Origin of the sequence: Actinomadura syzygii, from assembly GCF_008085905.1 — a bacterium.
Taxonomy (GTDB): domain Bacteria; phylum Actinomycetota; class Actinomycetes; order Streptosporangiales; family Streptosporangiaceae; genus Spirillospora; species Spirillospora syzygii.
Window position 1 is genome coordinate 66,626 of sequence record NZ_VSFF01000003.1, and the last position, 21,837, is coordinate 88,462.

A 21,837-nucleotide genomic window follows, 5' to 3' on the forward strand; every position below is an offset into this window, starting at 1 on the left:
ACCCGCGCCCGGACGCACGGGCCGGGAGGGCCCGGCCGCCCGGAAGGGACGGGCGGCCGGGCCGCGGCGGCTACTGGAGGAGAGTCCAGTAGCCGGCGTCCTGGCCGGGCACCTTGCCGGTGCCGGCCCGGGCCGCCCGGAACAGCTCGCCCTGGTAGCGGACGAGCGCGCCGGGCTGGTAGGACGTCGCGCTCTGCCAGGGGGGGAGGCCGACCTGGGAGACGCGGCTGGTGCGCCCGTCCGCGGCGCGGGTGCGGGTCAGCGCGTACGCGCCGACCTTGACCGGGCCGGTGTAGGGCAGCCACTTCGCGCCGTCCGTCGAGTACTCGAGGGCGAGGCCGGGGTCACGGACGTTCGCCGACAGCGTCCCGCCGTCGATCTTCGCCCCGGGCGGCGGGATGCGGTAGTTCACGCCGGTGCCGGACAGGCCGACCGGCCGGTAGAAGGACAGCAGCGGGAACGTCTTCTGGCCGAGCGTGTTGTTGAAGACCTTCCACGCGGCGTCCATCTTGTCCGGCGCGGGCGTTTCGCGGTTCCAGGCGCGCTCGGCGGCGCCGAGGAGCTTCGGGAACGCCTGGTACTCGCGGATCCCGGGGGCCTTGCCGTTCTCCGCCCAAAGCTGCGCCTCCAGGCCGAGGATGTTCTTCTTGCCCTCGGGGGTGAGCTTCGTCCAGGACGGGTTCGGCGTGATCGGGTTGCCCCAGCGGTCCTCGGTCGCGTTCGCGTAGACGTTGTACGGCTGGTAGGTGAACGTGCTCTTCTCGTCGACGTAGGCGGCCCAGTAGTAGCCGGGCTCGTCCGGGTCCTTGTTGTAGGCGAGGTCCATGTAGAGGTTCGTCGCGTGGGCGAGGATCACCGGGGTGCCCTCGTTGGCGAACCGGTACGCCCAGTCCTCGCGTCCCCAGCCCCAGACGTTCTGCCAGGGCAGCGGAGCGAAGCCCTTGAGCCGGTACTTGGTGGTCGGGTTGGTGATGTCCTCCCACCCGGCCGTGCTGGCGGCGACGCCGTGCGCGATCTCGTTGTACCGCGTGAAGAAGAGCTCCTTGAGCTCCTCACCGGACTTGCCCGCCGTCTCGGGGTTGGCCTTGCACGCGGGAGACCCGGACCACCAGTTCTCCTGCGGGCCCGGAGGCTCGTCGCCGCCGAGGTTCAGCCGGTTCAGCGGGACGCCCGCCTGCTTGTACATCTTGCCCACCTCGGAGACGACCCGGGACAGGAAGTTGTACGTGCTGTCCAGGCAGGGGTTCGCGAGGTTGTCGTTGTAGTACTGGACGCTGACGTGCTTGCTCGTGTCCGCCGGGTCGAGCAGCCGGTAGGTCGAGTCCTGCGTCCGCTGGTACCGGCGCTCCATCGACTGGACGGCCGCCCGCGCGTGCGCGGGGAAGTTCAGCTCGGGGACGACGTCGATGTGCCGCTCGGCGGCGTACCGCAGGATCTCCTCGAAGTCCTTGACGGTGTAGTAGCCGCTGCCCTTGCCGACGAAGTTGAGCGTGTCCTGCTCGAAGCCCTGGTAGGCGGGGGCGCGTCCGAGGTTGGCCTCGGTCTCGTTCTTCGCCTTGCCGGAGACGCCGTCGCCGCCGCCGAGGTCGTTGACCGACCCCATGCCCTGGTGCAGCGAGCCGGTCTCCTTGAGGTCGAACCCGCGTTGCGACCCGAAGTCAGTCAGCTCGGGCAGGCCGGGGATCTGCAGCCGCCAGCCCTCGTCGTTGGTCAGCCCGAGGTGCAGCTTGTTGAGCTTGGTGAAGCTCATCAGGTCGAGGAACTTGAGGATGGTCTGCTTGGTCTCGAAGTGCCGTCCGGTGTCGATCTGCAGGCCGCGGTAGCCGAACAGCGGGGCGTCGGCGATCTCGGCGAGCGGCACGTCGACGGTGGCCTTGCGGTGCCTGCCCGCGGCCGCCTTGTAGCCGGCGGCGGGGATGAGCTGCCGCAGCGTCTGGACGCCGTACAGCACGCCGGCCTTGTCGGTTCCGACGATCTGGACGCCGTCCTTCGTGGTGGAGAGCGTGTAGCCCTCGGCGTCGGGCTTGCCGTCGTGGTCGACGTCCAGCTTCGGGTCGACGGCGAGGGTGATCGGGGCGCCCTTGTCGCTCGCGACGTCGGTGAGCGCGGAGCGCAGGTAGCCCGCCTCGCCGTCCAGCGAGTCGGGGGCGGTGACGGGGGAGCGCCCGCCGATCGCGACGGCGCCGCCGGACGCGCGGGCCGACAGCGGCTGCGGGACGATGCTCTGCCGCAGCGTGAGGTCGAGTTTGGGGGAGGTGTTCGCGGCGTACCGGGTGCCCGCCGTCTCGACGGGGCGCTTGTCGCCGGACCAGGCGGTCGTCTGCTTGGGGTCGGCGGGGTCGAGGAGCGTCTTGGCCGGGACCCAGGACGGCTTCCCGTCGCCGTAGGCGATCGTCCATCCGGCGGGGGCGTCGGACTTGTGGATCGCCCACACCTCGAACGTGATGGCGATGTCGCGGTGCTGGCCGGGACCGATGGGCTTGAACCCGGCGGCCGGTTTGAGGGTGTAGAAGTCGCCGCTCTGCGCGGCGTCCGCCCGGGCCACGGACAGGCCCTGGTCGGCGAGCTGCTTGCGGGCCGTGTCGCCCGCCGTGCCCCCGAGCACCGCGCCCGGCTGCCGGACGGCGTTGAAGTACATCGCCCATCCGGCCGCGTCGAGGGCGCAGCGCTTGTCGTTGTTGTCGATGGTCAGCCGCGCGAGGTGGTACTGCGCGTCGGCGACGGTGTGGTCGACCGGTTGGTAGGTGACCCTGAGATCGCGTGCGTCGGGATTGCAGGCCGCCGACGCCGGACCGGGCTGGACGGCCACCGCGAGGGCGGCCGTGAGCGCGGCGGCCGCGAGCGCGGCCGTGTGTCTTCTCGGCATAAATAGGAAAGTAACCTAATAGTTTTGCTTGATCACGGCCCCTGATCCGGCCATTCGCGTAGCCGCAGGCAGCGCCGTCCGGCCGTGTCCGGTCAGCCGGGAGATCTTGACGGGACCCGCCGTGTGCGGAGCCCGGCGCGCCGCGTCACAGGGGGTCAGCGTCACGGGGGAGCGGCGTCACGGGGGGTCGGCGTCGCTCGCGGCGGCCGCGGCGGCCCGGACCGTCCGGTCGGCGGCGGTCCTCGGCTCGTGCCGCACGTCGGACGGCGAGTCCAGCTCGCGCGTCCAGGCGGCGAACTCGACCAGGACGCCGTCCGGGTCCTTGAAGTAGATCGAGCGGACGAACACGCCGTCGTGGTTCTCGGGGGCGACGCCGAACTCGCTGTCGTCGTGGTTGAGGATCACGCCGACGTCCACGCCCTTGGCGACGAGCCGGTCGCGGTACTCCTCGATCCGCTCCGGCGGGACGTCGAAGGCGACGTGGTTCATCGACCCGACGGCCGACAGCAGCTCGCCCCGGTCCGGCAGGTCCTTCGGGGCGGACACGCCGGGGACGCCCTCGGGCGCGTCCGGGAACCAGAAGAACGCGAGCGCGTCGCCGCCGCCGCAGTCGAAGAAGAAGTGCTGCCCCCAGCCCATCGGCAGCTCGATGGTCTTGATCAGCGGCATGCCGAGCACGCCCCGGTAGAAGTCGACCGTCCGCTGCATGTCGGCGCACACGAGCGCGAGGTGGTTGACTCCGCGCAGCTCGAACTCGGTGTTCTTCCTGGTCACGGAGCTGCTCTCCCTCTTGTAAGTGAATACTTGCGGCGCTGCCATGGTAGCCTTCGGCGCATGAGAACCCCAGCCTCCCAACGGTGGTGGCGCCGCTAGGCGGCGCCGGTTCTCACGCGATCATCAGGCGACCGCCCTCACCGGCGGTCGTCTTCCTATGTTCCCGCCTGGTGGGGGCCCGACACGAGGGGCCACCGCGGTGGAGACCGTCTCACAGCAGCCGCAGACCAGGCAGTTCGCCACGGCCGGGGGCGTACGGGTGACCCGTACCGCAACGCCGGTCGACTCCGAGCGAAAGTCGGACGTCCTCAACGCGCTCGTCGCCGCCGTGGCGGAGCGGCGCGGCGGGGTGCTCAGCTCGGGCATGGAGTACCCGGGCCGCTACAGCCGCTGGCACATGGCCTACGTCGACCCGTGCCTGGAGTTCGTCGCGCGGGACCGGGCCGTCGCCGTGCGCGCGCTCAACGAGCGGGGGCGGATCGTCCTGCCCGCGGTCGCCGGGGTGCTGCGCGGGGTCGGCGCCGTCCGCGCGGACGAGGCCGACCTGTTCGAGGTGTTCGTCCCGCCGGGGGAGGGCCTCTTCACCGAGGAGGAGCGCAGCCGCCAGCCGACCGTCTTCACCGCGCTGCGCGCCGTGGTCGGCCTGTTCGCCTGCGACGACCCGCACCTCGGGCTGTACGGGGCGTTCGGGTACGACCTGTCGCTCCAGTTCGAGCCGCTGCGGACGCGCCTGGAGCGCCCCGCCGACCAGCGCGACCTCGTCCTGCACCTGGCGGACGAGATGGTCGTCGTCGACCGCAAGCGCGAGACGTCGCACCGCATCTCCTACGACTTCACGGTCGGCGGGGAGAGCACGGCGGGGCTGTCGCGCCGCACCGAGCCGACGCCCGTCGCCGAGACGGCGGAGCTCCCGGCGCAGCCCGTCCCCGGCGTGTACGCGCAGATGGTGCGGGACGCCAAGGAGAAGTTCATCAGGGGCGACCTGTTCGAGGTGACGCCCGGGCACGCCATGTACGGGCGGTGCGACTCGCCCGCCGCGTTCTTCGAGCGGCTGCGCGAGACGAACCCCGCCCCGTACGAGTTCATGTTCAACCTGGGCGACGGCGAGTACCTGGTCGGGGCGTCGCCGGAGATGTTCGTCCGGGTCACCGGGGACCGGATCGAGACGTGCCCCATCGCCGGGACGATCAAGCGCGGCGAGGACGCGCTGGAGGACGCCGAGCAGATCCGCGCGATCCTGTCGTCCGCCAAGGACGAGTCCGAGCTGACGATGTGCACCGACGTCGACCGCAACGACAAGTCGCGGATCTGCGTGCCGGGCAGCGTCCGCGTCCTCGGACGGCGGCAGATCGAGATCTACTCCCGGCTGATCCACACCGTCGACCACATCGAGGGGCGGCTGCGTCCCGGGTTCGACGCGCTGGACGCGTTCCTCACGCACATGTGGGCCGTGACCGTCACCGGCGCGCCGAAGGCGTGGGCGATGCAGTTCATCGAGGACCACGAGGAGTCGCCCCGCCGCTGGTACGGCGGCGCGGTCGGGTTCGTCGGCTTCGACGGGTCGATGAACACCGGGCTGACGCTGCGGACCGCGCAGATCCGCGACGGGGTCGCGACCGTCCGGGCCGGGGCGACGCTGCTCTACGACTCCGACCCCGACGAGGAGGAGCGCGAGACGCACCTCAAGGCCAGCGCGCTGCTCGGCGCGCTCGCCGAGTCGCAGCACGCGGACGGCGGCGCCGCCGCGGACGCCGCCGGGACGCGCGAGGGACAGCGTGCCGGAGACGGCATGAAGGTGCTGCTGGTCGACCACGAGGACTCGTTCGTCAACACCCTCGCCGACTACTTCCGCCAGCAGGGCGCCGACGTGGTCACCCTCCGGCACGGGTTCCCGCCGGAGGTGCTGGACGAGCACGCGCCCGACCTGGTCGTGCTCTCGCCGGGTCCGGGACGTCCCGTCGACTTCGGCACCCGCGCGCTGCTGGACGCGCTGGACGCCCGTCCCGCCGCCGTGTTCGGCGTCTGCCTCGGCCTCCAGGCGATGGTCGAGCACGCGGGCGGCGAGCTGGCGCTGCTGCCCGAGCCGTCGCACGGCAAGCCGGGCCGGGTGAAGGTGAACGGCGGGGCGCTGTTCGAGGGCCTGCCGGACGAGTTCACCGCCGCCCGCTACCACTCCCTGCACGCCACCCCGGACCGGGTCGCCGGGTACCAGGTGACGGCCCTGACCGGCGACGTCGTGATGGCGATCGAGGACCCGGAGCGGCGGCGCTGGGCGGTGCAGTTCCATCCGGAGTCGATCCTCACCGCGGCGGGCGGGGCGGGGCACCGGATCGTGGCCAACGTCCTCAGGTTGAGTCGGTCCTAGTCCCCGAGCATGAGGTCGGGGCGGCCGAAATGGTCCTATGGGTCCTTTCGTGACCCACCCCTGGAAGAAAGACTGTGAGCGGCCACCACGTCGCCCGTCCGCGACGTCGGTGATCGCCGTTATCCCGGCGGAGAGGGGAGTCCCTCCCCTCTCCGCACATAACGGCTATTTCGGTCATCCGAAACACGGGATCAGTTTTCGGGACGAGCCCCTCGGGGATCCCGCACGCCATGATGACAATCCTCTGGCTCATCGCAGTGATCATGGTGATCGCCGGTATCTATGTGATCCTGGCCCGCCGGGAGCTGATCTTCGGCATCATCCTCATCGTCGTCGGGCTGCTCGTCGGCCCGGGCGGAGTGAGCATCTTCACCTGACCCGGCCCTTCCGGGGACGGAACGCTGACGCGGGCTGTCAGGTTTCGCTGCCAGCATCGTCCCCATGAGCAGTGCCGACACAGCTGACAACGACAACGAGAACACGCTGACGGGGAAGATCGCGCTGGTCGCGGGCGGGACGCGCGGCGCGGGCCGCGGCATCGCCGTGGAGCTCGGCGCCGCGGGCGCGACCGTGTACGTGACCGGGCGGTCCACCCGTGCGGGCCGGTCCGAGATGGGCCGGCCCGAGACCATCGAGGAGACCGCCGAGCTGGTGACGGCGGCGGGCGGCGAGGGCATCGCCGTCCAGGTCGACCACCTCGACCCGGCGCAGGTCTCCGCCCTCGTCGCCCGTATCGACGACGAGCGCGGACGCCTGGACATCCTGGTCAACGACGTGTGGGGCTCCGACCGCTACTTCGAGTTCGGCAAGCGGCTGTGGGAGCAGTCGCTCGACGACGGGCTGCGGATGCTGCGGCTCGGCATCGAGACCCACGCCATCACGAGCCACCGCGCGCTGCCGCTGCTGATCCGAGAGCCCGGCGGGCTCGTCGTCGAGATGACCGACGGGACCGCCGAGTACAACGCGGCCTACCGCAAGGACGTCGGGTACTTCTACGACCTCGTCAAGAGCGCCGTGATCCGGATGGCGCTCGCCCAGTCCGAGGAGATCGGGCCGCTCGGCGCGACGGCCGTCGCGCTCACGCCCGGCTGGCTGCGCTCGGAGGCGATGCTCGACAACTTCGGCGTCACGGAGGAGAACTGGCGGGACGCGACGAAGACCGTCCCGCACTTCGCGATCTCCGAGTCGCCCGCGTTCGTCGGGCGCGCCGTCGCCGCCCTCGCCGCCGACCCGGACCGGGCCCGCTGGAACGGGGCGTCCCTGTCCAGCGGCGGGCTTGCCAAGGAGTACGGGTTCACCGACGCCGATGGCAGCCGTCCGGACGCCTGGCGCTACATCGTGGAGGTCGAGGCGGCGGGACGTCCCGCCGACACCACCGGCTACCGATGACGCCCGCCCGCCACTGACGCCCGACGAGGAGGCGAACGGTCATGCCCGTGGCCGAGCGCACCAAGGCCGCCGGTTCAACTCGGCGCGTAGAGCTTCGCGAGGCGGGCGGCGCGGTCGGCCATCGCCGTCCGCAGCTCCGGCGGCGCGAGCACCTCGGCCTCGGCGCCGAGCCGCATCAGCTCGGACGCGGCGACCACCGCCGACTCGACGGGCAGCGTGGTCACCACCCAGCCGTCCGCGTCGGGGTCGCCCGCGTCCGCCGCCGCCCGCTCGGCCGCGTACGGCTCGACCGCGTACCGCAGGAGCCGCATCCCGGCCGGTGACAGCCTGATCGTGATCTCCTCGCGGAGCATCGAGCGCAGGAACGCGTCCGCCCGCTCCCGCCAGTGCGCGGCGAGGTCGAAGCCGTCGTCCCGGTCGAAGCGCTCGCCGGACGGCAGGACGCCCGTCACCCGGTCGACCCGGTAGGTGCGGTGCGTGCCTCCGTCCGCGCCGCCAACCCGCGCGACGAGGTACCACGTCCCGTTCTTCAGGACGAGCCCGTACGGTTCGGCCGTCCGGGCGACCTCGCCGTCGCGGCGGCGGTAGCGCAGCTCGACGGTCTCGTCCGCCCAGACGGCGCGGGCGAGGTCGCGCAGCAGCGGCGGCGGGCCCGACTCGCCGAACCAGCCGGGCGCGTCCAGGTGGAACCGCTGCCCGGCCCGCGCGGGCGCGTCGCGGAGCGAGGCGGGCAGCGCCGCGAGGACCTTCAGCTCGGCGGCGGCCACGGCGTCGCCGCGGCCCATGTCGCCGGCCGGGCCCGGCAGCCCGGACAGGAACAGCGCCTCCGCCTCCTCGCGGGTGAGGCCGGTGAGCCGCGTCCGGTAGCCGCCGACCAGCCGGTACCCGCCGCGCCTGCCCTGCTCGGCGTAGACCGGGACGCCCGCCGCCGACAGCGCCTCCATGTCGCGGTAGACGGTGCGCTCGGACACCTCCAGCTCCCGCGCCAGCTCGGCCGCCGTCATCGCCTCCCGCGACTGCAGGAGCAACACCATCGAGATCAACCTGGCCGCCCGCACCGGCCCTGTCTACCAGCACCGGAGGACACCGGCGAGTTCCTGACAATTCTGTGGCAGGTTCGCCGTATTCGCCTGTCGCGCAGAGCGTTCCGGCTGTTAGCTTCGCGGCGTGCTGACCGAGATCACGTCCATCGAGGCGTTCATCCAGGCCCTGCCGAAGGTCGAGCTCCACGTGCACCTGGTGGGCTCCGCGTCCGTGCCGACCGTGCTCGAACTCGCCCGCCGCCACCCGGACGGGCCCGTCCCCGTGAACGAGCGCGAGCTGCGCGCCTTCTACGAGTTCCGCGACTTCCCGCACTTCGCGGAGGTGTACGAGGCGGTGTCGAGCCTCGTCCGCACCCCGGAGGACGTCGCGACGCTCGTCACCGGCGTCGCCCGCGACCTCGCCGCGCAGAACGTCCCGTACTTCGAGCTGACCGTCACCCCCTACACGCACCAGCGGGCCAGGATGCCGATGCCCGCGATCACCGAGGCGCTCGACCTCGCCGCCCGGGACGCCCGCGACCGGCTGGGCGTCCGCGTCGCCTACATCTTCGACATCCCCGGCGAGTTCGGCGCGGAGGGCGCCCGCGGCACCCTCGACCAGGCGCTGCGCCACCCGCCCGCGGCGCTCGTCGGGTTCGGGCTCGCCGGGATCGAGCAGTGCCGCCCGCCGCACCGGGACGCCTTCCGGGACGCGTTCGCCGCCGCCCGCGCCGCGGGCCTGCGCAGCCTCCCGCACGCGGGCGAGATGTCCGGCCCGGAGACGATCTGGGAGGTGATCGAGGGGCTGCACGCGGAGCGCGTCGGCCACGGCATCAGCTGCCTGGACGACCCCCGCCTCGTCGCGCACCTGCGGGAGACGCGGCTGCCCTTGGAGGTGTGCCCGACGTCCAACGTGTGCACCGGGCAGGTCGCGGAACTCGCCGTCCACCCGCTGCCCCGAATGCTGGACGAGGGCCTCTTCGTGACTCTGAACAGCGACGACCCGCCGATGTTCGACACGACCCTCAGCGGCGAGTACCTGGCCGCCGCCGAGGTCTTCGGCCTGGACCGCGCCGCTCTCGCCGCCCTTGCCCGCAACGCGGCCGTGGCCTCGTCCATGGACGAGGACGCACGGCGCGCCGTCATCGCCGACATCGACGCGCTCATCTGAACCGGGAGGTCAGCCCCAGGCCATCCGGCGCCAGGGGCTCTCCGGATCTTCGGCGAGGACGCGGTGCCCCGCGAGCGACCGGTCGTACCACTCGCCGAACGCGCCCTCGTCGAACCGGAGCATCCGGCCGAGGACGTACCCGGCGGAGAACGACCCCCACGACGTGTAGACCTGGTGGGCGCGCTGCCCGGCGGTGAGGACGCATTTCTCGGCCTCGTCCGCGTCGCAGTACCCGGCGTTCAGGCCCCAGCGGGCCATGTTCACGCCGCGTCCGAGATCGTAGCCGTAGACGCTCTCGACCCGGCCTTCCGGCGGGAGCAGGCCGTCCGCGCGGAACCGCGCCTCGTACCGCAGGACCAGCTCGGACAGGTCAACCACTTCGCGGACGGTCTTCTCCGAGATGTCGCGTTCCCCGCACCACTCGACGATCGCGGCATGCCACGCCCGCCGGTCGGTGCCACGCCCGCGTCGGTCGAGCACCATCTGGATCGCGGGGTCGCTGTTGTTCGCGTCGAGCAGCGCGTCCATCTGCTCGCGCCAGCTCTGGTGGTCGGTGACTCCCCAGTCGCGCTCCAGCAGGACGCGGTCATCGCCCGACGACTCGTCGTCCTTCAGCGTGTTCCAGGCGACGCCGTTGCCGACGGCGAGGTGCGCGCCGACGGCGAGGGCGGCGGCGAGCCGTCCCCACGCCGCGCTGTCCGGATCGGTGACGAGGATGTCGTAGTCGCGGTCGGGACGGCGCTCGGCGTCGGCGAGCAGCTTCGCGACCTGGCGGCTCCCGTCCCCGCCGGGCGGCATCTGGGCGAGCAGCTCGCGCAGCGGCCGGAGCGCGGCGCGCGGCCCGGCGTCCTTGACGATGAGCCGCGCCGCGTGGACCCCGGCCGCGTCGGCGCGCTTCGCGTCGTGCAGCGACCAGAACCCGCTCATCGCCGCCCACGCGCGGCGCGCCGCCTCGCCGGTGCGACCGGCGGCGGCGAGGACGTGTGAGGCCTGCGCGTCCAGCCCGGCCCTGACCCCGGCCGGCATGGACGCGGCCGCCCGGTCCAGCGAGTCGAGCAGGCGGTGCGCCTCGCCCGTCCGCCCGGCGGCGGCGAGCGCGCGGGCGCACCGGGCCCGCGCCGCCACGGCCGACGTCCGGTCCCCGTGTGCCTCCATCGCCTCGGCCGCCTCGGCGAACGCGGCCGCCGCCTCGCCGGGGCGCCCCTGCCGCTCGAACTTCCTGGCCCGGTCGAGTATGGGCTGATACGTCATGGTCCCCTCCGCGGGCACCACCGTATCGGCTCCCGCCCCCGCGACGATCTCCGTCACACGATGAGCAGGATGAAGATCGCGCAGCAGGCGATGTTGATCAGCCAGCTGTGGGTGTCCATCCACTCCCGCACCGCGGGCATGGCGCGCGCCGCCCGCCGGTGGAACAGCAGGAGCGCGAGCAGCGGCAGTGCCGCGATCAGGACGGTGGCGCCGATGAACACCGCCGCCGAGCCGACGCCCGCGTGGTGCTGCTCGAGGTTGGCCCCGACGGTCAGCATCACCATGATGTCCGACGGCATCAGCAGGATCACCAGCAGCCCGGTCTTGAGCGCCCTGGCGGGACCGGCGGTCATCAGCGTCTCGAGCCACTTGGGCGGCTTCGCCGTCGCCCGCTTCCGGTAGTTCCGCACCATCGCGGCCACCAGCAGGGCGATCAGCACGAACTGGATGATCTTCCCGACGGACGAGTCGTCGGAGGCGTCGCCCAGCGAGACGCCGTGACCCACCAGCGCGAAGATCCCGCGCGTGATCGCGACTCCGGCGGTCACCGCGACGAGCACGCCGGCCAGGAACGCCAGCGAGACCCGCACCGCCCCGGGCACCGTCACCAGGATGATCGCGGCCATGATCTGGGGCCCCGCCATCATCGTGATGGCGAGGGGGAGGATCTGAAGGCTCATGTTCCCTCCGCGGGACGACGGCGGGGAACTACCCGCGCAACCGTCCGCGAAGAGGAGTGATCGGCAAGCGTTGGCCGGCGCTCACCGTTATTTGACCGTCTCCTGGCGGTCCGGGATCGCGGTGATCTCGACGCGGGTGTCGTGGAAGACCGGGCCGCCGCCGAGGTCGGTGGCGCGCTCGGCGACGACCGCGTTGGCGTTCGCGCCGCCCGCGAGCTTGGCCCAGTGCCCCTTGGTCGTCGCTGCAACCCCGGGCCTGACCTCGTCAGATACCGTCAGTGTCGCGTCGAAGGAACCCCGGTCGTTGCCGACCCGGACCGGCTGCCCGTCGCTGAGCCCGCGCGCCCGCGCGTCGTCGGTGTGCATCCGGACGGTGAGGGCGCCCGCCCTCCGCCGCAGCTCCGGGTTGTTGGCGAACTGGGTGTTCTGTACGGCATCCTGCTGCGACCAGCGGCGCAATGGCGAATCGCGGCTCTGACCTAGCGGAACACTTCCCCAGAGTTCCCGAAGAGGTCACCCCTCTTCCCGGCGTCAGGTGCACTCGATGTGCACTGCCGGGAAGACTTCGGGAACTCTGGGGGACTGGCCCAATGCACGTCCTCACAGCCGGCTTGGTTCGTACCCTGGGGCAGTGATCTCTGTGGTTTTCGACGTCGGTGAAACCCTTGTGGACGACACCCGGGAGTGGCGGGCATGGGCTGAGTGGCTAGGGGTTCCGCCGCACACGATGTCGGCTCTCGTCGGCGCCGTGACGGCCCAGGGTCGTGACAACGCAGACGCGCTGCGCCTCATCCAGCCGGGCTTCGACCTCCCCGCCGAACGCAAGGCCCGTATCGCCGCTGGATGCGGTGAGCAGATCACGGAGGCTGATCTGTACGGGGACGTCCGCCCTGCTCTGTCCGATCTTCGCTCCCTGGGCCTGTGGGTTGGCATCGCGGGAAACCAGACCTCGCGTGCAGGTGACTGCCTGCGCTCACTCGATCTGCCTGCTGATGCGATCGCGACCTCGCAGGAGTGGGGAGTGGCCAAGCCGGATCCGGCCTTCTTTGCTCGGGTAGCGGAGTGGGCGCCCGGCAGCCGGGGCGAGATCGTCTACGTTGGCGATCACCCGGCCAACGACGTCGGGCCGGCCAGGGCCGCGGGCTTGCGGACAGCGCTCGTGCGCCGGGGACCATGGGGATATCTGTGGGCCGCCGACCCGGACGGCGGCGGGGCCGCGGACTGGGTCGTCGACAGCTTGGCCGACCTTCCCGGCTTGCTCCGCTGAGGTCTGGCGCTCGACGGCGGCGGGCTGTGTACCTTTGCTCACTGGGACCGACCACGGAGCGTGTGGTGACCAGGGACAGGCGGATCGGCCATCGCATCGCCGCCAAGCGAGTGGCGCGGCGCCTCACTCAGCGGCAACTGGCCGGGAACGCGCATATCTCACTCAGCGCGTTACGCAAGGTCGAGCAGGGCAGCCGTCCTGTCACCGACCGAGTTCTGGAGTCGATCGCCGATGCGCTCGGTGTCGAGCCGGAGGCCCTCACCGACCGCCGGGTTCAGACCGACAGCCGGGTGCACGCCGTAATCCCCGACATCCGCGTCGCCATCGACGCCTACGACGTTCCTGATGACGGTCCCGTGCGCCCCCTGGCACGGCTGCGCGAGCTGACCGAGAATGCGACGAAGCGCCGCCTGACCTCGCAGTACACGCGCCTCGCCGAAGAACTCCCCCCGTTGCTCGGCGAGTTATCGCGTGCCGTGCTCGAAGAAGGAACCGAGCAGCGCTCTGCGGCGGGCCTGCTCGCCGTCGCCTACCGATCCGCCGACGCCGTCGCCTACAAGTACGGCTACTACGACCTGTCCGCCCGCCTGATCGAATTGATGCGCCGATCTGCACAAGCCGCGGAAGATCCGACCCTGATCGCCACCGCCGCCTACGTCCGGACCGAGGTGTTCTTCGCGGGAAGCCGCAATCTCGCCCCTGGGCTGAGGGCTCTGGAGAACGCGCTGGACGAGATGCCCGATCCAACCTCACCCGAGCTGCGGGCCGCAGCAGGCGCCCTGCACATGCGCGCCGCCGTCGTGGCCGCCAGACTGACCGAGGACTTCGCGTCCGTCAGCGATCACCTCCAGGCGGCCCGGCGTCTTGCTCGGGAGACCCCGGAGGGGATCTACAACGGGACCGCCTTCGGTCCAGCCTCCCTGCATGTGCACGAGGTCTCGGTCGCCGTTGAACTCGGGGACGCGGCGCGTGCCGTCGAGCTCGCGTCAGGAGGCGAGGGCGCCCACGGGAACGCGCGCCTGGACAGCCTCCCAGCCGAACGCCGCTCGCACTACTTCATCGACCTGGCACGCGCCCAACTGTGGCTGGGCCTGCGTGACGAGGTGTTCGGGTCGCTCCAGATGGCCCGGCAGATCGCTCCCCAGCATGTGCGCGAGCATCCATTCGTCCACGATGCCCTCGTCACCCTGCTTCGTCTCCACGTGTCCCCTCCGTACGCCCTTGTGGCATTCGCGGAGTGGGCACGGGCCATTTAGCCAGCTCAGAGCCGGTGACACCAGGTGTGTCACTTCCCAGCCTTGTCGGCCATCAGCATCGGTGCGTGGACGTAGGCCGCCGAACGGCAGCCCGTCCGCCTGGCCATAAAGACGGCCCCGGCTGGCGCGCGAACGCCAGGTGTTCCGGGGCCTGACCGGAAACGAGGTCCGGCTGACGATGACGATATCCGAGAAGTTGACCCGGCTCCGCGAGGAGAACCCGGGCTGGCAGATCGAGTACGACCAAACCCGGCCCGTCCCGTGGCTGGCCATCCGCGAGCCGTCGCAGAAGTGGACCGGCGGGCACTCGGTCGCCGAGGCCAAGCTCCCCGGACTACTCGGACGGCTCATGGCCCAGGCCGTCGACCTGTCGGCGCTCGTGCCCACCAAGGACGCGCTCCCGCACGCCGAGCGCATGCAGCACCTGACCAACCTGCGCCGGTGGTTCCCCGAGTGGGCGTTCGAGCTGCGCGAGACCCAGCCGGTCTGGCACGCCCAGCGCAACTACGCCGACTACGTCGACCGGCCCGCCGCGGTCGGCGAGATGTACGGCAACGACCCGAACGAGTTGGCGCTGCTGCTCTTACGGCTCCCGAAGTTCGAGGTCGGGGTCGGGGAGGACCAGGAGGACGAGCGGTGATCGGCCCGCGCTACGCGGGTGAGGCCGAGCGCGCGATCGCCGGGTTCGATGTGTACGAGCTGCCCGACGGGTCGTGGCGCGCCGTGTCCAAGCGGGACGACCGGCGGGTGGTCGAGCACGAGCAGTGGGGCGAGCTGGCCTGGGCGTGCGTCTCGTCCCGGATCGCGGAGGACCTGCGTGTCGCGGGCGAGGAACTCGCCGCGCGGATGGCCGAGCCCGGCCGCGCCTGGCGCAACGACCCCGGCGAGAAGGCCGACGCCCCACCGCACGACACCGCGCGGGAACCGCGCCGCTGAGCCAGGGCGGCGCTGTCGGCCGACAACGCCCCCTGTCCCGGCCGCGCCGCCCTTCCAATCCAGCACATCCAGAGATCGAACGAGACGAGGAAGACCGATGCAGCTCTACGGGCAGGTGGATTCGCTCTATGACGCCGTTCGGGCCCGCGCGCCGGAGGTACAGGCGGCCTGTGTTAACCCCGGCCACCTCTCGACGGCGAAGGGCGAGGGCGGGACGGACAGCGCCGAGCCGACGCGGTACCTGCGCGTCAGCTACGGGTCGAGCGGCCCCCGCCGCATCGTCTGGGACGCCAACCTCGAAACCTACCGGTGGGACAGCGGCCCGGACATCGGCGCCCAGCTCGGCAGCGACCCCGGCGAGGCCGCCGCCCGCATCGCCCGGACGCTCGGCGCGCCGCTCGACCCCGCCCCGGCCGCCGAGTGAGCCGTCGACACCCGCCGGCAGACGCGCCCCTCCACCGACCAGAAAGGCGATTCCGTGGGCTGCTGCAACAACACCCCGCCCTATGACGAGCAGTTCTGCGGCTGCCCCGCAGGCTGCGACTGCAAATGCGCCACCGTGTGCTGCTGCGACGGCGAACACCTCGCCCGGCTCGCCGCCGCCGGAGGCATGACCCAGATATTCGGCCCCGCCGAGAAGCTCGACGCGGCCGTCCGCCGCATCGCCCCGCAGGTCTCGGTCTCCGCCGTCCGCGACGAGGACTCCGGCCTGACCCGCGTGCACATCACCTACCGCAACCGGGGACCCCTGGTCCTCGGCTGGGACGGCCAGACCTACCGCCGCTGGACGCCCGACGACGGCTACGGCGCGATCCTCCCGCCCGACCCCGAGGACGCCGCCCGCCGCGCCGCCGAGATGCTCGGCGCCCGCATCCCGACGGCCACCCTGCGGCCTTAGAGTTCCGCGGCCCGGGTCAACTGGCGCGCACCCGGGCCGCGGCCCCCACCCTCGCGCGCTGGAGGAGTCCATGAACGAGACCGCATGCATGCCGACCGGCCCGCGACCGCACGGCGCGACCCCCGACGACGGGTATGGCGCGCTGCTGCGCGACGCGCACGCCGCCGGTCCCCGGCGCGGCACCCACCTGCAGATCATCGAACGCGACGACGGCTTCGTCAGCATCGAAGACGCCTACCGGTACTTCACCCGGCCGGACGAGTGGCTGCCCGTGGAGCGGCAGGCCGTCGCGCTCGCGACCGGCCGCGTCCTGGACATCGGCTGCGCGGCGGGCCGCCACATGCTCGCCCTGACCGGCGACCACGAGACTGTCGGGCTCGACCCCTCACCCGGCGCGGTCGCGGTCGCCCGCGAGCAAGGCTTGGACGTGCGCATCGGCACCGTGACCGAGCCCGGCGACGTCGGCACTTTCGACACGTTGCTCATGCTCGGCGGCAACCTCGGCTTACTGGGCAGCCGCGAGCACGCGCCCGACGTCCTGGACAGCCTGACCCGGCTGGCCCGGCCGGACGCGCGGCTGCTGGCGATCGGGCACGACCCGCACACCGCCGCCCCCGAGCACCGCGCCTACCATCAGCGCAACCGGGAGTGCGGCCGGATGCCCGGACAGGTCCGGATGCGAGTCCGCTACAAGACCTGGACGTCGGAGTGGTTCGACCGGCTGCTGCTCAGCCCCGACGAGCTGCGCCACCTGCTCACCGGTTCCGCGTGGACTCTGCAGACGGCCACCCGTTCGCCCGGCACCGGCTTCTACCTGGCCGAGCTGACGTGCAACCCGTGACGTCGAACCCACCCCGTCCGCAGGGCTCGGGTGCTAGGACAGGTGGCATGACCCACGACGCAGACGTCCTCGCGAGGTTGGACGCCCTGGCCGACAAGGTGACCACGATCGCCGAAACGCTCGGCGCGACGGGCGAACCGGCCAAGGCCCGCCACGCGGCCGTGCCCGGCGTGGACCGGCTCACCGCCGCCGACGTCATGAAGGCGGGCTTCGCCACCACCCGGCTCGCGACCGGGTACAGCCTGGAACAGGTCGACGCCTTCCTCGACCGCGTCGCCGAGGAGATCACCATGCTGACCTTCGAGCGGGACGAGGCCCGCCGGGAACGCGACGCCCTCCGGTAGACCCGCATCGCAGAAGCCTCCGCCCATCTGCGACGAACCGGGCGGGGGCCGCAGGAGGCACGCAGGCGCAGTCAACTCCCGAGGATCAACCTCGGCATCCCAACCGTTGGTTGAAACGTCCCGTCCTCCCCGCCGGAGCGGGGAGGACGGGACGCGGGTCACGGCTGCGGGCTCCTGACGCCGTGGCACGTCTCCTCGCGCTACGGCCGGGGGCCAGTGTCAGAATGAGGGTCAGCCCAGAGCCTGGAAGCAGCGGAAGGCGCCATACCCAGTGCTGCCTGGCCTGATCACGGTGGGTGGATAGGAGGTGCAGTTCTGGTCGGAGTAGGCCCGGAGGACCTTGTCGGTCCCGTTATGGATCTGATCCGCCACACGGACGCTGCCGCCAGCGTCGGCGGTTTTGTACCGGACATAGCCTTGCGGGTTGACGACCTGGCCTTTCTCGAACTGGACCAAGTTCGGATTACGGGTGGGGAAGTAGTAAGTGACAGTGCCGGTTGCGGCGTGCGCGGCGGCTGGTGCGACCAGCGGCAGGGTCGCGGTGACCGCGAGCGCGGCCAGGGTGGCGCTGGCACGTCGGGTGATGGCTGACATAAGAACTCCTAGCAAGGCTCGAAGGCGAAGAACACCACCCAACGTTAACTATGTGTAGTTATTCGAACGCAATGCGTGAATAGTCTTGGTTTCTTTGCCGCGCAGTGCCTACGCCAAGGGACCGCCATCGGGCTTCCAACCGCTAGTCGATCTTGACTTGGTGCAGATAAGCGCTCGGAAGTACAAGGTTCTCGTGGACTGCTGCGCGAGCGTGCCCGCCCTGGAGGCCGTGCTCGCAGGGGGCGGCCTCACGACGGCGGACCTGGTCGAGGTGCTGCGGACATGACGAAACGGCCCGCCGCCCTCCAGAGGAGGGACGGTGGGCCGTCTCTTGGTGGTGCCCCTTGGCCGAAGCCGCGCCGGTGGCGCACTCGATCGGGGCTGATCGAAGCCTTGGTCGCAGGCCCGAGGCTACGGCACTCGGGGGTCCGGGGTCCCGGCGCCGGACCTGATCCGCGACCAGGTGTAGGACGGGCTCACGCGGCGATCTTGTCGTAGGCCGCGGGCGTCCGCCGCAGGCCCAGCGCGACGTGGAACCGGCCGACGCCCGGCCAGCGCCGCTCGACGGCCAGGGCGAGCGCGTAGTAGCCGGCGACGGCGGCGGCGGCGAGCTTGAGCTTCGTGCTGGTGTCGGTGTCCAGGATGACGCCGTAGTGCAGGGCGAGCCAGGCTGGGGCGTTGCCGATGCCGACCGGCACCCATGTGCGGATCAGCGAGACCATGAAGTCGTTCATGGCGTTCTCCTAATCTGCTCCCAGTTGCTCCCACTCTGGGAGCTGGAGCGGCGTTGCCGCTGGTAGCGGCGATGGATCCGTTGTGGATCAGGTCAGATGGCGTGCTGCGGCGCGCCGCCGTGCGCGATGAACAGGGCGCGGGCGGAGTGGTGGCCGTATTCGCCGTCCGCGGCGAGCTTGTTGCCGTTCTCGTCGCGGTGGCCCTTTTGGAAGGCGAGGACGCCCTTCTTGGTGTCCCGGCCGAACGCGCCGGCGACGTCCAGTTCGTAGCCGAGCCCGACGAGCGCGTCCTGCAGCCACTTCACTCGGGGCCCGGTGGAGCCTTTCAGCAGGGTCGGCGTGGCCCACGGCACTCACACCCGGCGGTGCGCGACGGTGGAGTGGACGGCCTAGAACGTGGGCTTCGGCGGCGAGGGAGCGGCGTAGGCGGGCCGTCCGTACCCGGCGATCACGCCGGCGTCGCGGACGCGCCGGCGGACGGCGTCCGAGGTGTTCGCCTCGATCGTCTGCAGCCGCCCACCGCCGAGCACGACCTCGACCACGCCGACGTGGTCGATCGCGGAGATGCGGTCGGTCGCGCCCCAGTCGAAGAACACGATGTTGCCCGCGTGCGCAACTCGCCGAACAGCGCGACGCGCTGCCCGGCCGCTACAAGGCGATGGTGGATGCCGGGGGCGGCCTCGGCCTCCGGCAGGGCGAGATCTTCGGCCTGTCCCGGCGGATGTGGAGTGGCTGAGACCAAGCCGAAGGTGGACGTCCGCCGTCAGGTCAAGGTCATGAAGAACGCGGGCGGTAAGTGGGTCCTGGTGCTCGCGCTGCCCAAATACGACAAGACCCGCAGGGTGCGGCTGTCGGAGTCGGTGAAGGAGGCGCTGGCCGAGCACATGCGGCGCTACCCACCGGTAACGGTCACGCTGCCATGGGGGAACCCGGAGGGTGATCCGGTCACGATCGAGCTGATCTTCACCAGCGGGCCAATCGAACGCGATGATGGCAAGAAGGTGCGGCCGCCCAAACCGGGTGCGCTGCACCGCTCATGGTTCGCGCGCTGCATCTGGAAGCCAGCAGCGATCAAAGCGGGCATCGTCGATCCCGCGAAGGAGCGCGAGCCGGACGCCCCGCCGCGGGACTACAACGGGATGCATGCGCTCCGGCACTGGTTCGCCTCGGTGCTGCTCGCGGGCGGCGAGGGCATTCCGGCGGTCAGCGAGTGGATGGGGCACTCCAGCGCGAGCATCACCCTCGACCGGTACGGGCATCTGCTGCCCGACAACGAGGACCGGATGACCGACCTCATCGACGCGGCCCTGGATGTGGATCATGAACAGGGTGCACTCAATGTGCATTCCCAAGATCATCAGGGATTGCGGTGATCTCGACGCGGGTGTCGTGGAAGACCGGGCCGCCGCCGAGGTCGGTGGCGCGCTCGGCGACGACCGCGTTGGCGTTCGCGCCGCCCGCGAGCTTGGCCCAGTGCCCCTTGGTCGTCGCTGCAACCCCGGGCCTGACCTCGTCAGATACCGTCAGTGTCGCGTCGAAGGAACCCCGGTCGTTGCCGACCCGGACCGGCTGCCCGTCGCTGAGCCCGCGCGCCCGCGCGTCGTCGGTGTGCATCCGGACGGTGAGGGCGCCCGCCCTCCGCCGCAGCTCCGGGTTGTTGGCGAACTGGGTGTTCAGGAACTCGTGCGGGGCCGCCGAGATCAGCGCGAGGGGGTAGCGGGCGGCGCGCTCCTCGTCCGCGACCTCGGCCGGTGGGACGTACCCGGCGAGCCCCTCAGCGTCGGAGCGGAACTCGAACCGTCCCGACGGGGTCGGGAAGCCCTCCGCGAACGGCAGGAACGGGTCCGGGACGGACATCCGCGCGAACCCCTCCTTGCGCAGCCGGTCGAGCGTGATCCCCGCCATCCACGGATGGCCGGACGCGAGCAGCCGCTCGGCCAGGCTCTCGTCGGAGTCGTAGAGGCTCGGCTCGTCCAGGCCCATCCGCCGCGCCAGCCGCCGGAACGTCTCCGTCGCGGGCAGGCACTCGCCGGGCGGCGCCACGGCGGGCTCGTTCCAGGTCAGGTAGAGGTGCCCGTAACCCTCGTGCAGGTCGGCGTGCTCGTGCTGCGCCGTCGACGGCAGGACGATGTCGGCGTAGTCGACGGTGTCGGTCGGGAACAGGTCCATGACGACGGTGAACAGGTCGTCCCTGGCCAGCCCGCGCCGCACCTTGTTCTGGTGCGGGGTGCTCGCCGCCGGGTTCGCCGCCATGACGAACAGCGCCTTGACCGGCGGGTCCTGGACGTCGAGCAGCCCCTCGCCGAGGCGGCTCATCGACAGCGTCCGGACGGGCCCGGGGCGCAGGTCGTCCCGCCATAGGGCCGCCTTGTTCAACTTCACGTGCCCGGACGTCGAGAACGCGACCCCGCCGCCGAGCCGGGCCCAGTCGCCCGTCACGGCCGGGATGGCGGAGATCACGCGCAGCGCGGAACCGCCGCCCGCGTGCCGCTGGAGGCCCTGCGTCGCCCTGATCGCGGTCGGCCGGGTCCGGGCGACGCGCTCGCCGAGCGCGACGATCCGCTCGGCCGGGACGCCGGTGATCCGCGCGGCCCGCTCCGGCGGGAACTCCGCGATCCGCTCCCGGAACTCGGCCCAGCCGAGCGTGCGCCGTTCGAGGTACTCCTGGTCGTGCGCGCCGAGGCCCACGATGACGTGCAGCAGGCCGAGGGCGAGCGCGGCGTCCGTGCCGGGCAGCGGGGCGAGGTGCTCGTCGGCCTGCGCCGCCGTCCGCGTCCGGACCGGGTCGATCGCGACCAGCCGCGCCCCGTTCCGCCGCGCCTGCTGGACGAACTTCCACACGTGGTGCCCGCTGGTCAGCGGGTTCGTCCCCCACAGCAGGACGAGCCCCGCGTGGGCGATGTCCTCCGGGTCCATGCCGCCGGGGGAGCCGACCGAGGCGGTCAGCCCGGCGTTGCCCGCGGCCGAGCAGATGTCGGCGTCGTGCGCGGACGCGCCGAGGACGTTGAAGAAGCGCCGCCCCGTGTACCCCTCGAGACCTTGCAGGTAGCCGAGCGTGCCGGTGCCCCAGTACGGCCAGACCGCCTCGCCGCCGTGCTCGCGGACGACGCCGTCCAGCCGGTCAGCGATCTCGCCGAGGGCCTCGTCCCAGGTGATCCGCTCGAACCGCCCCTCGCCCTTGCGGCCGACGCGGCGCAGCGGGTGCAGGATCCGGTCGGGCTGCCGAGAGCGCTCCAGCCACCGGTTGACCTTCGCGCAGAGCGCGCCGCGCGTGTACGGGTGATCGGGGTTGCCGCGCAGGGAGACCGCCTCGCCGTCCCTTACGGTCACCACCCACGAACACCCGTCGGGGCAGTCCAGCGGGCACGCGCCCAGCACTTTCAGCTCTGACGGCATCGGACCTCCCCGTCGACGCGAACGCCCCCAGTCTGGCATGTGCGTCATCTCGG

General features: G+C 71.6%; 25 protein-coding genes. 14 read left to right on the top strand and 11 right to left on the bottom strand.

What is annotated here, in order from left to right; genetic code table 11:
- Nucleotides 1–70: 70 nt before the first annotated feature.
- Entirely contained in the window at nt 71–2,866 is a 2,796-nt protein-coding gene (locus FXF65_RS07375; protein ID WP_148348976.1) for a family 20 glycosylhydrolase, read from the bottom strand.
- 177 nt (nt 2,867–3,043) lie between these two features.
- On the bottom strand, nt 3,044–3,640 hold the full coding sequence (locus FXF65_RS07380) for a VOC family protein (protein WP_246198403.1): 597 nt from the start codon (nt 3,638–3,640) through the stop codon (nt 3,044–3,046).
- Between the two features lie 157 nt (nt 3,641–3,797).
- On the opposite strand from FXF65_RS07380, the gene FXF65_RS07385 reads away from it, so the two are divergent.
- The 3 genes from FXF65_RS07385 to FXF65_RS07390 all read left to right on the top strand — a co-directional run bounded on the left by FXF65_RS07385 (nt 3,798) and on the right by FXF65_RS07390 (nt 7,394).
- A complete protein-coding gene (locus FXF65_RS07385; protein WP_148348978.1) occupies nt 3,798–6,005 on the top strand; it encodes an anthranilate synthase component I in 2,208 nt (735 codons plus the stop codon).
- 230 nt (nt 6,006–6,235) lie between these two features.
- Nucleotides 6,236–6,382, top strand: coding sequence for a GPGG-motif small membrane protein (locus FXF65_RS43575; protein ID WP_169809212.1), 147 nt, complete (start codon nt 6,236–6,238; stop codon nt 6,380–6,382).
- Between the two features lie 64 nt (nt 6,383–6,446).
- Nucleotides 6,447–7,394 (top strand): SDR family oxidoreductase, encoded by a 948-nt coding sequence (locus FXF65_RS07390; RefSeq protein ID WP_148348979.1) that lies wholly within the window; start codon nt 6,447–6,449, stop codon nt 7,392–7,394.
- Between the two features lie 74 nt (nt 7,395–7,468).
- On the opposite strand, the gene FXF65_RS07395 is transcribed toward FXF65_RS07390, so the two are convergent.
- Entirely contained in the window at nt 7,469–8,452 is a 984-nt protein-coding gene (locus FXF65_RS07395) for a helix-turn-helix transcriptional regulator (protein ID WP_148348980.1), read from the bottom strand.
- Nucleotides 8,453–8,561: 109 nt separating this feature from the next.
- Here FXF65_RS07395 and add point away from each other — a divergent pair, with 109 nt between their 5' ends.
- Nucleotides 8,562–9,587, top strand: coding sequence for an adenosine deaminase (gene add / locus FXF65_RS07400; RefSeq protein ID WP_246198405.1), 1,026 nt, complete (start codon nt 8,562–8,564; stop codon nt 9,585–9,587).
- 9 nt (nt 9,588–9,596) lie between these two features.
- Here the strand turns inward: add and FXF65_RS07405 are convergent, their stop codons facing one another.
- The 3 genes from FXF65_RS07405 to FXF65_RS07415 form a co-directional block, all read right to left on the bottom strand.
- Nucleotides 9,597–10,838 (bottom strand): DUF1266 domain-containing protein, encoded by a 1,242-nt coding sequence (locus tag FXF65_RS07405; RefSeq protein WP_148348981.1) that lies wholly within the window; start codon nt 10,836–10,838, stop codon nt 9,597–9,599.
- A 53-nt stretch (nt 10,839–10,891) separates the two neighbouring features.
- Nucleotides 10,892–11,518: a GAP family protein gene (locus tag FXF65_RS07410; RefSeq protein WP_148348982.1), complete on the bottom strand. Its 627-nt coding sequence runs from the start codon at nt 11,516–11,518 to the stop codon at nt 10,892–10,894.
- 87 nt (nt 11,519–11,605) lie between these two features.
- Nucleotides 11,606–11,977 carry a molybdopterin dinucleotide binding domain-containing protein gene (locus FXF65_RS07415; RefSeq protein WP_148348983.1) on the bottom strand — a complete coding sequence of 124 codons (372 nt, stop codon included), beginning with the start codon at nt 11,975–11,977 and terminating at the stop codon, nt 11,606–11,608.
- A gap of 172 nt (nt 11,978–12,149) precedes the next feature.
- Between FXF65_RS07415 and FXF65_RS07420 the strand changes: the two genes are divergently transcribed.
- The 8 genes from FXF65_RS07420 to FXF65_RS07455 all read left to right on the top strand — a co-directional run bounded on the left by FXF65_RS07420 (nt 12,150) and on the right by FXF65_RS07455 (nt 17,060).
- The gene (locus FXF65_RS07420; RefSeq protein WP_246198406.1) at nt 12,150–12,785 is read left to right on the top strand and encodes an HAD family hydrolase; all 636 of its coding nucleotides are present in this window, start codon (nt 12,150–12,152) and stop codon (nt 12,783–12,785) included.
- 62 nt (nt 12,786–12,847) lie between these two features.
- On the top strand, nt 12,848–14,041 hold the full coding sequence (locus tag FXF65_RS07425) for a helix-turn-helix domain-containing protein (RefSeq protein ID WP_246198407.1): 1,194 nt from the start codon (nt 12,848–12,850) through the stop codon (nt 14,039–14,041).
- Between the two features lie 178 nt (nt 14,042–14,219).
- Entirely contained in the window at nt 14,220–14,681 is a 462-nt protein-coding gene (locus FXF65_RS07430) for a hypothetical protein (protein ID WP_148348986.1), read from the top strand.
- Nucleotides 14,678–14,977 carry a hypothetical protein gene (locus FXF65_RS07435; protein ID WP_148348987.1) on the top strand — a complete coding sequence of 100 codons (300 nt, stop codon included), beginning with the start codon at nt 14,678–14,680 and terminating at the stop codon, nt 14,975–14,977. Before FXF65_RS07430 ends, FXF65_RS07435 begins: the two co-directional genes overlap by 4 nt.
- 97 nt (nt 14,978–15,074) lie before the next feature.
- Nucleotides 15,075–15,401: a hypothetical protein gene (locus FXF65_RS07440; RefSeq protein ID WP_148348988.1), complete on the top strand. Its 327-nt coding sequence runs from the start codon at nt 15,075–15,077 to the stop codon at nt 15,399–15,401.
- 54 nt (nt 15,402–15,455) lie between these two features.
- Nucleotides 15,456–15,875, top strand: coding sequence for a hypothetical protein (locus tag FXF65_RS07445; RefSeq protein ID WP_148348989.1), 420 nt, complete (start codon nt 15,456–15,458; stop codon nt 15,873–15,875).
- A 70-nt stretch (nt 15,876–15,945) separates the two neighbouring features.
- Complete coding sequence (locus FXF65_RS07450) at nt 15,946–16,716, top strand: class I SAM-dependent methyltransferase (RefSeq protein ID WP_148348990.1); 771 nt, start codon at nt 15,946–15,948, stop codon at nt 16,714–16,716.
- Between the two features lie 47 nt (nt 16,717–16,763).
- On the top strand, nt 16,764–17,060 hold the full coding sequence (locus FXF65_RS07455) for a DivIVA domain-containing protein (RefSeq protein ID WP_148348991.1): 297 nt from the start codon (nt 16,764–16,766) through the stop codon (nt 17,058–17,060).
- Nucleotides 17,061–17,291: 231 nt separating this feature from the next.
- Here the strand turns inward: FXF65_RS07455 and FXF65_RS07460 are convergent, their stop codons facing one another.
- A complete protein-coding gene (locus tag FXF65_RS07460) occupies nt 17,292–17,654 on the bottom strand; it encodes a hypothetical protein (protein WP_148348992.1) in 363 nt (120 codons plus the stop codon).
- 160 nt (nt 17,655–17,814) lie between these two features.
- Here FXF65_RS07460 and FXF65_RS45800 point away from each other — a divergent pair, with 160 nt between their 5' ends.
- Entirely contained in the window at nt 17,815–17,940 is a 126-nt protein-coding gene (locus FXF65_RS45800) for a hypothetical protein (RefSeq protein ID WP_281288885.1), read from the top strand.
- A gap of 190 nt (nt 17,941–18,130) precedes the next feature.
- Here the strand turns inward: FXF65_RS45800 and FXF65_RS07465 are convergent, their stop codons facing one another.
- From FXF65_RS07465 to FXF65_RS07475, 3 genes are all read right to left on the bottom strand, one after another.
- The gene (locus FXF65_RS07465) at nt 18,131–18,388 is read right to left on the bottom strand and encodes a hypothetical protein (RefSeq protein ID WP_148348993.1); all 258 of its coding nucleotides are present in this window, start codon (nt 18,386–18,388) and stop codon (nt 18,131–18,133) included.
- 92 nt (nt 18,389–18,480) lie between these two features.
- Nucleotides 18,481–18,693 (bottom strand): peptidoglycan-binding domain-containing protein, encoded by a 213-nt coding sequence (locus FXF65_RS07470; protein ID WP_187412164.1) that lies wholly within the window; start codon nt 18,691–18,693, stop codon nt 18,481–18,483.
- A gap of 84 nt (nt 18,694–18,777) precedes the next feature.
- On the bottom strand, nt 18,778–18,984 hold the full coding sequence (locus FXF65_RS07475; protein WP_246198408.1) for a hypothetical protein: 207 nt from the start codon (nt 18,982–18,984) through the stop codon (nt 18,778–18,780).
- A 132-nt stretch (nt 18,985–19,116) separates the two neighbouring features.
- Here FXF65_RS07475 and FXF65_RS07480 point away from each other — a divergent pair, with 132 nt between their 5' ends.
- Nucleotides 19,117–19,761 (top strand): tyrosine-type recombinase/integrase, encoded by a 645-nt coding sequence (locus FXF65_RS07480; RefSeq protein WP_187412201.1) that lies wholly within the window; start codon nt 19,117–19,119, stop codon nt 19,759–19,761.
- Here FXF65_RS07480 and FXF65_RS07485 read toward each other — a convergent pair.
- Nucleotides 19,724–21,784: a molybdopterin-containing oxidoreductase family protein gene (locus FXF65_RS07485; protein WP_148348996.1), complete on the bottom strand. Its 2,061-nt coding sequence runs from the start codon at nt 21,782–21,784 to the stop codon at nt 19,724–19,726. The two genes, FXF65_RS07480 and FXF65_RS07485, sit on opposite strands and share 38 nt — an antisense overlap.
- Nucleotides 21,785–21,837: the final 53 nt, after the last annotated feature.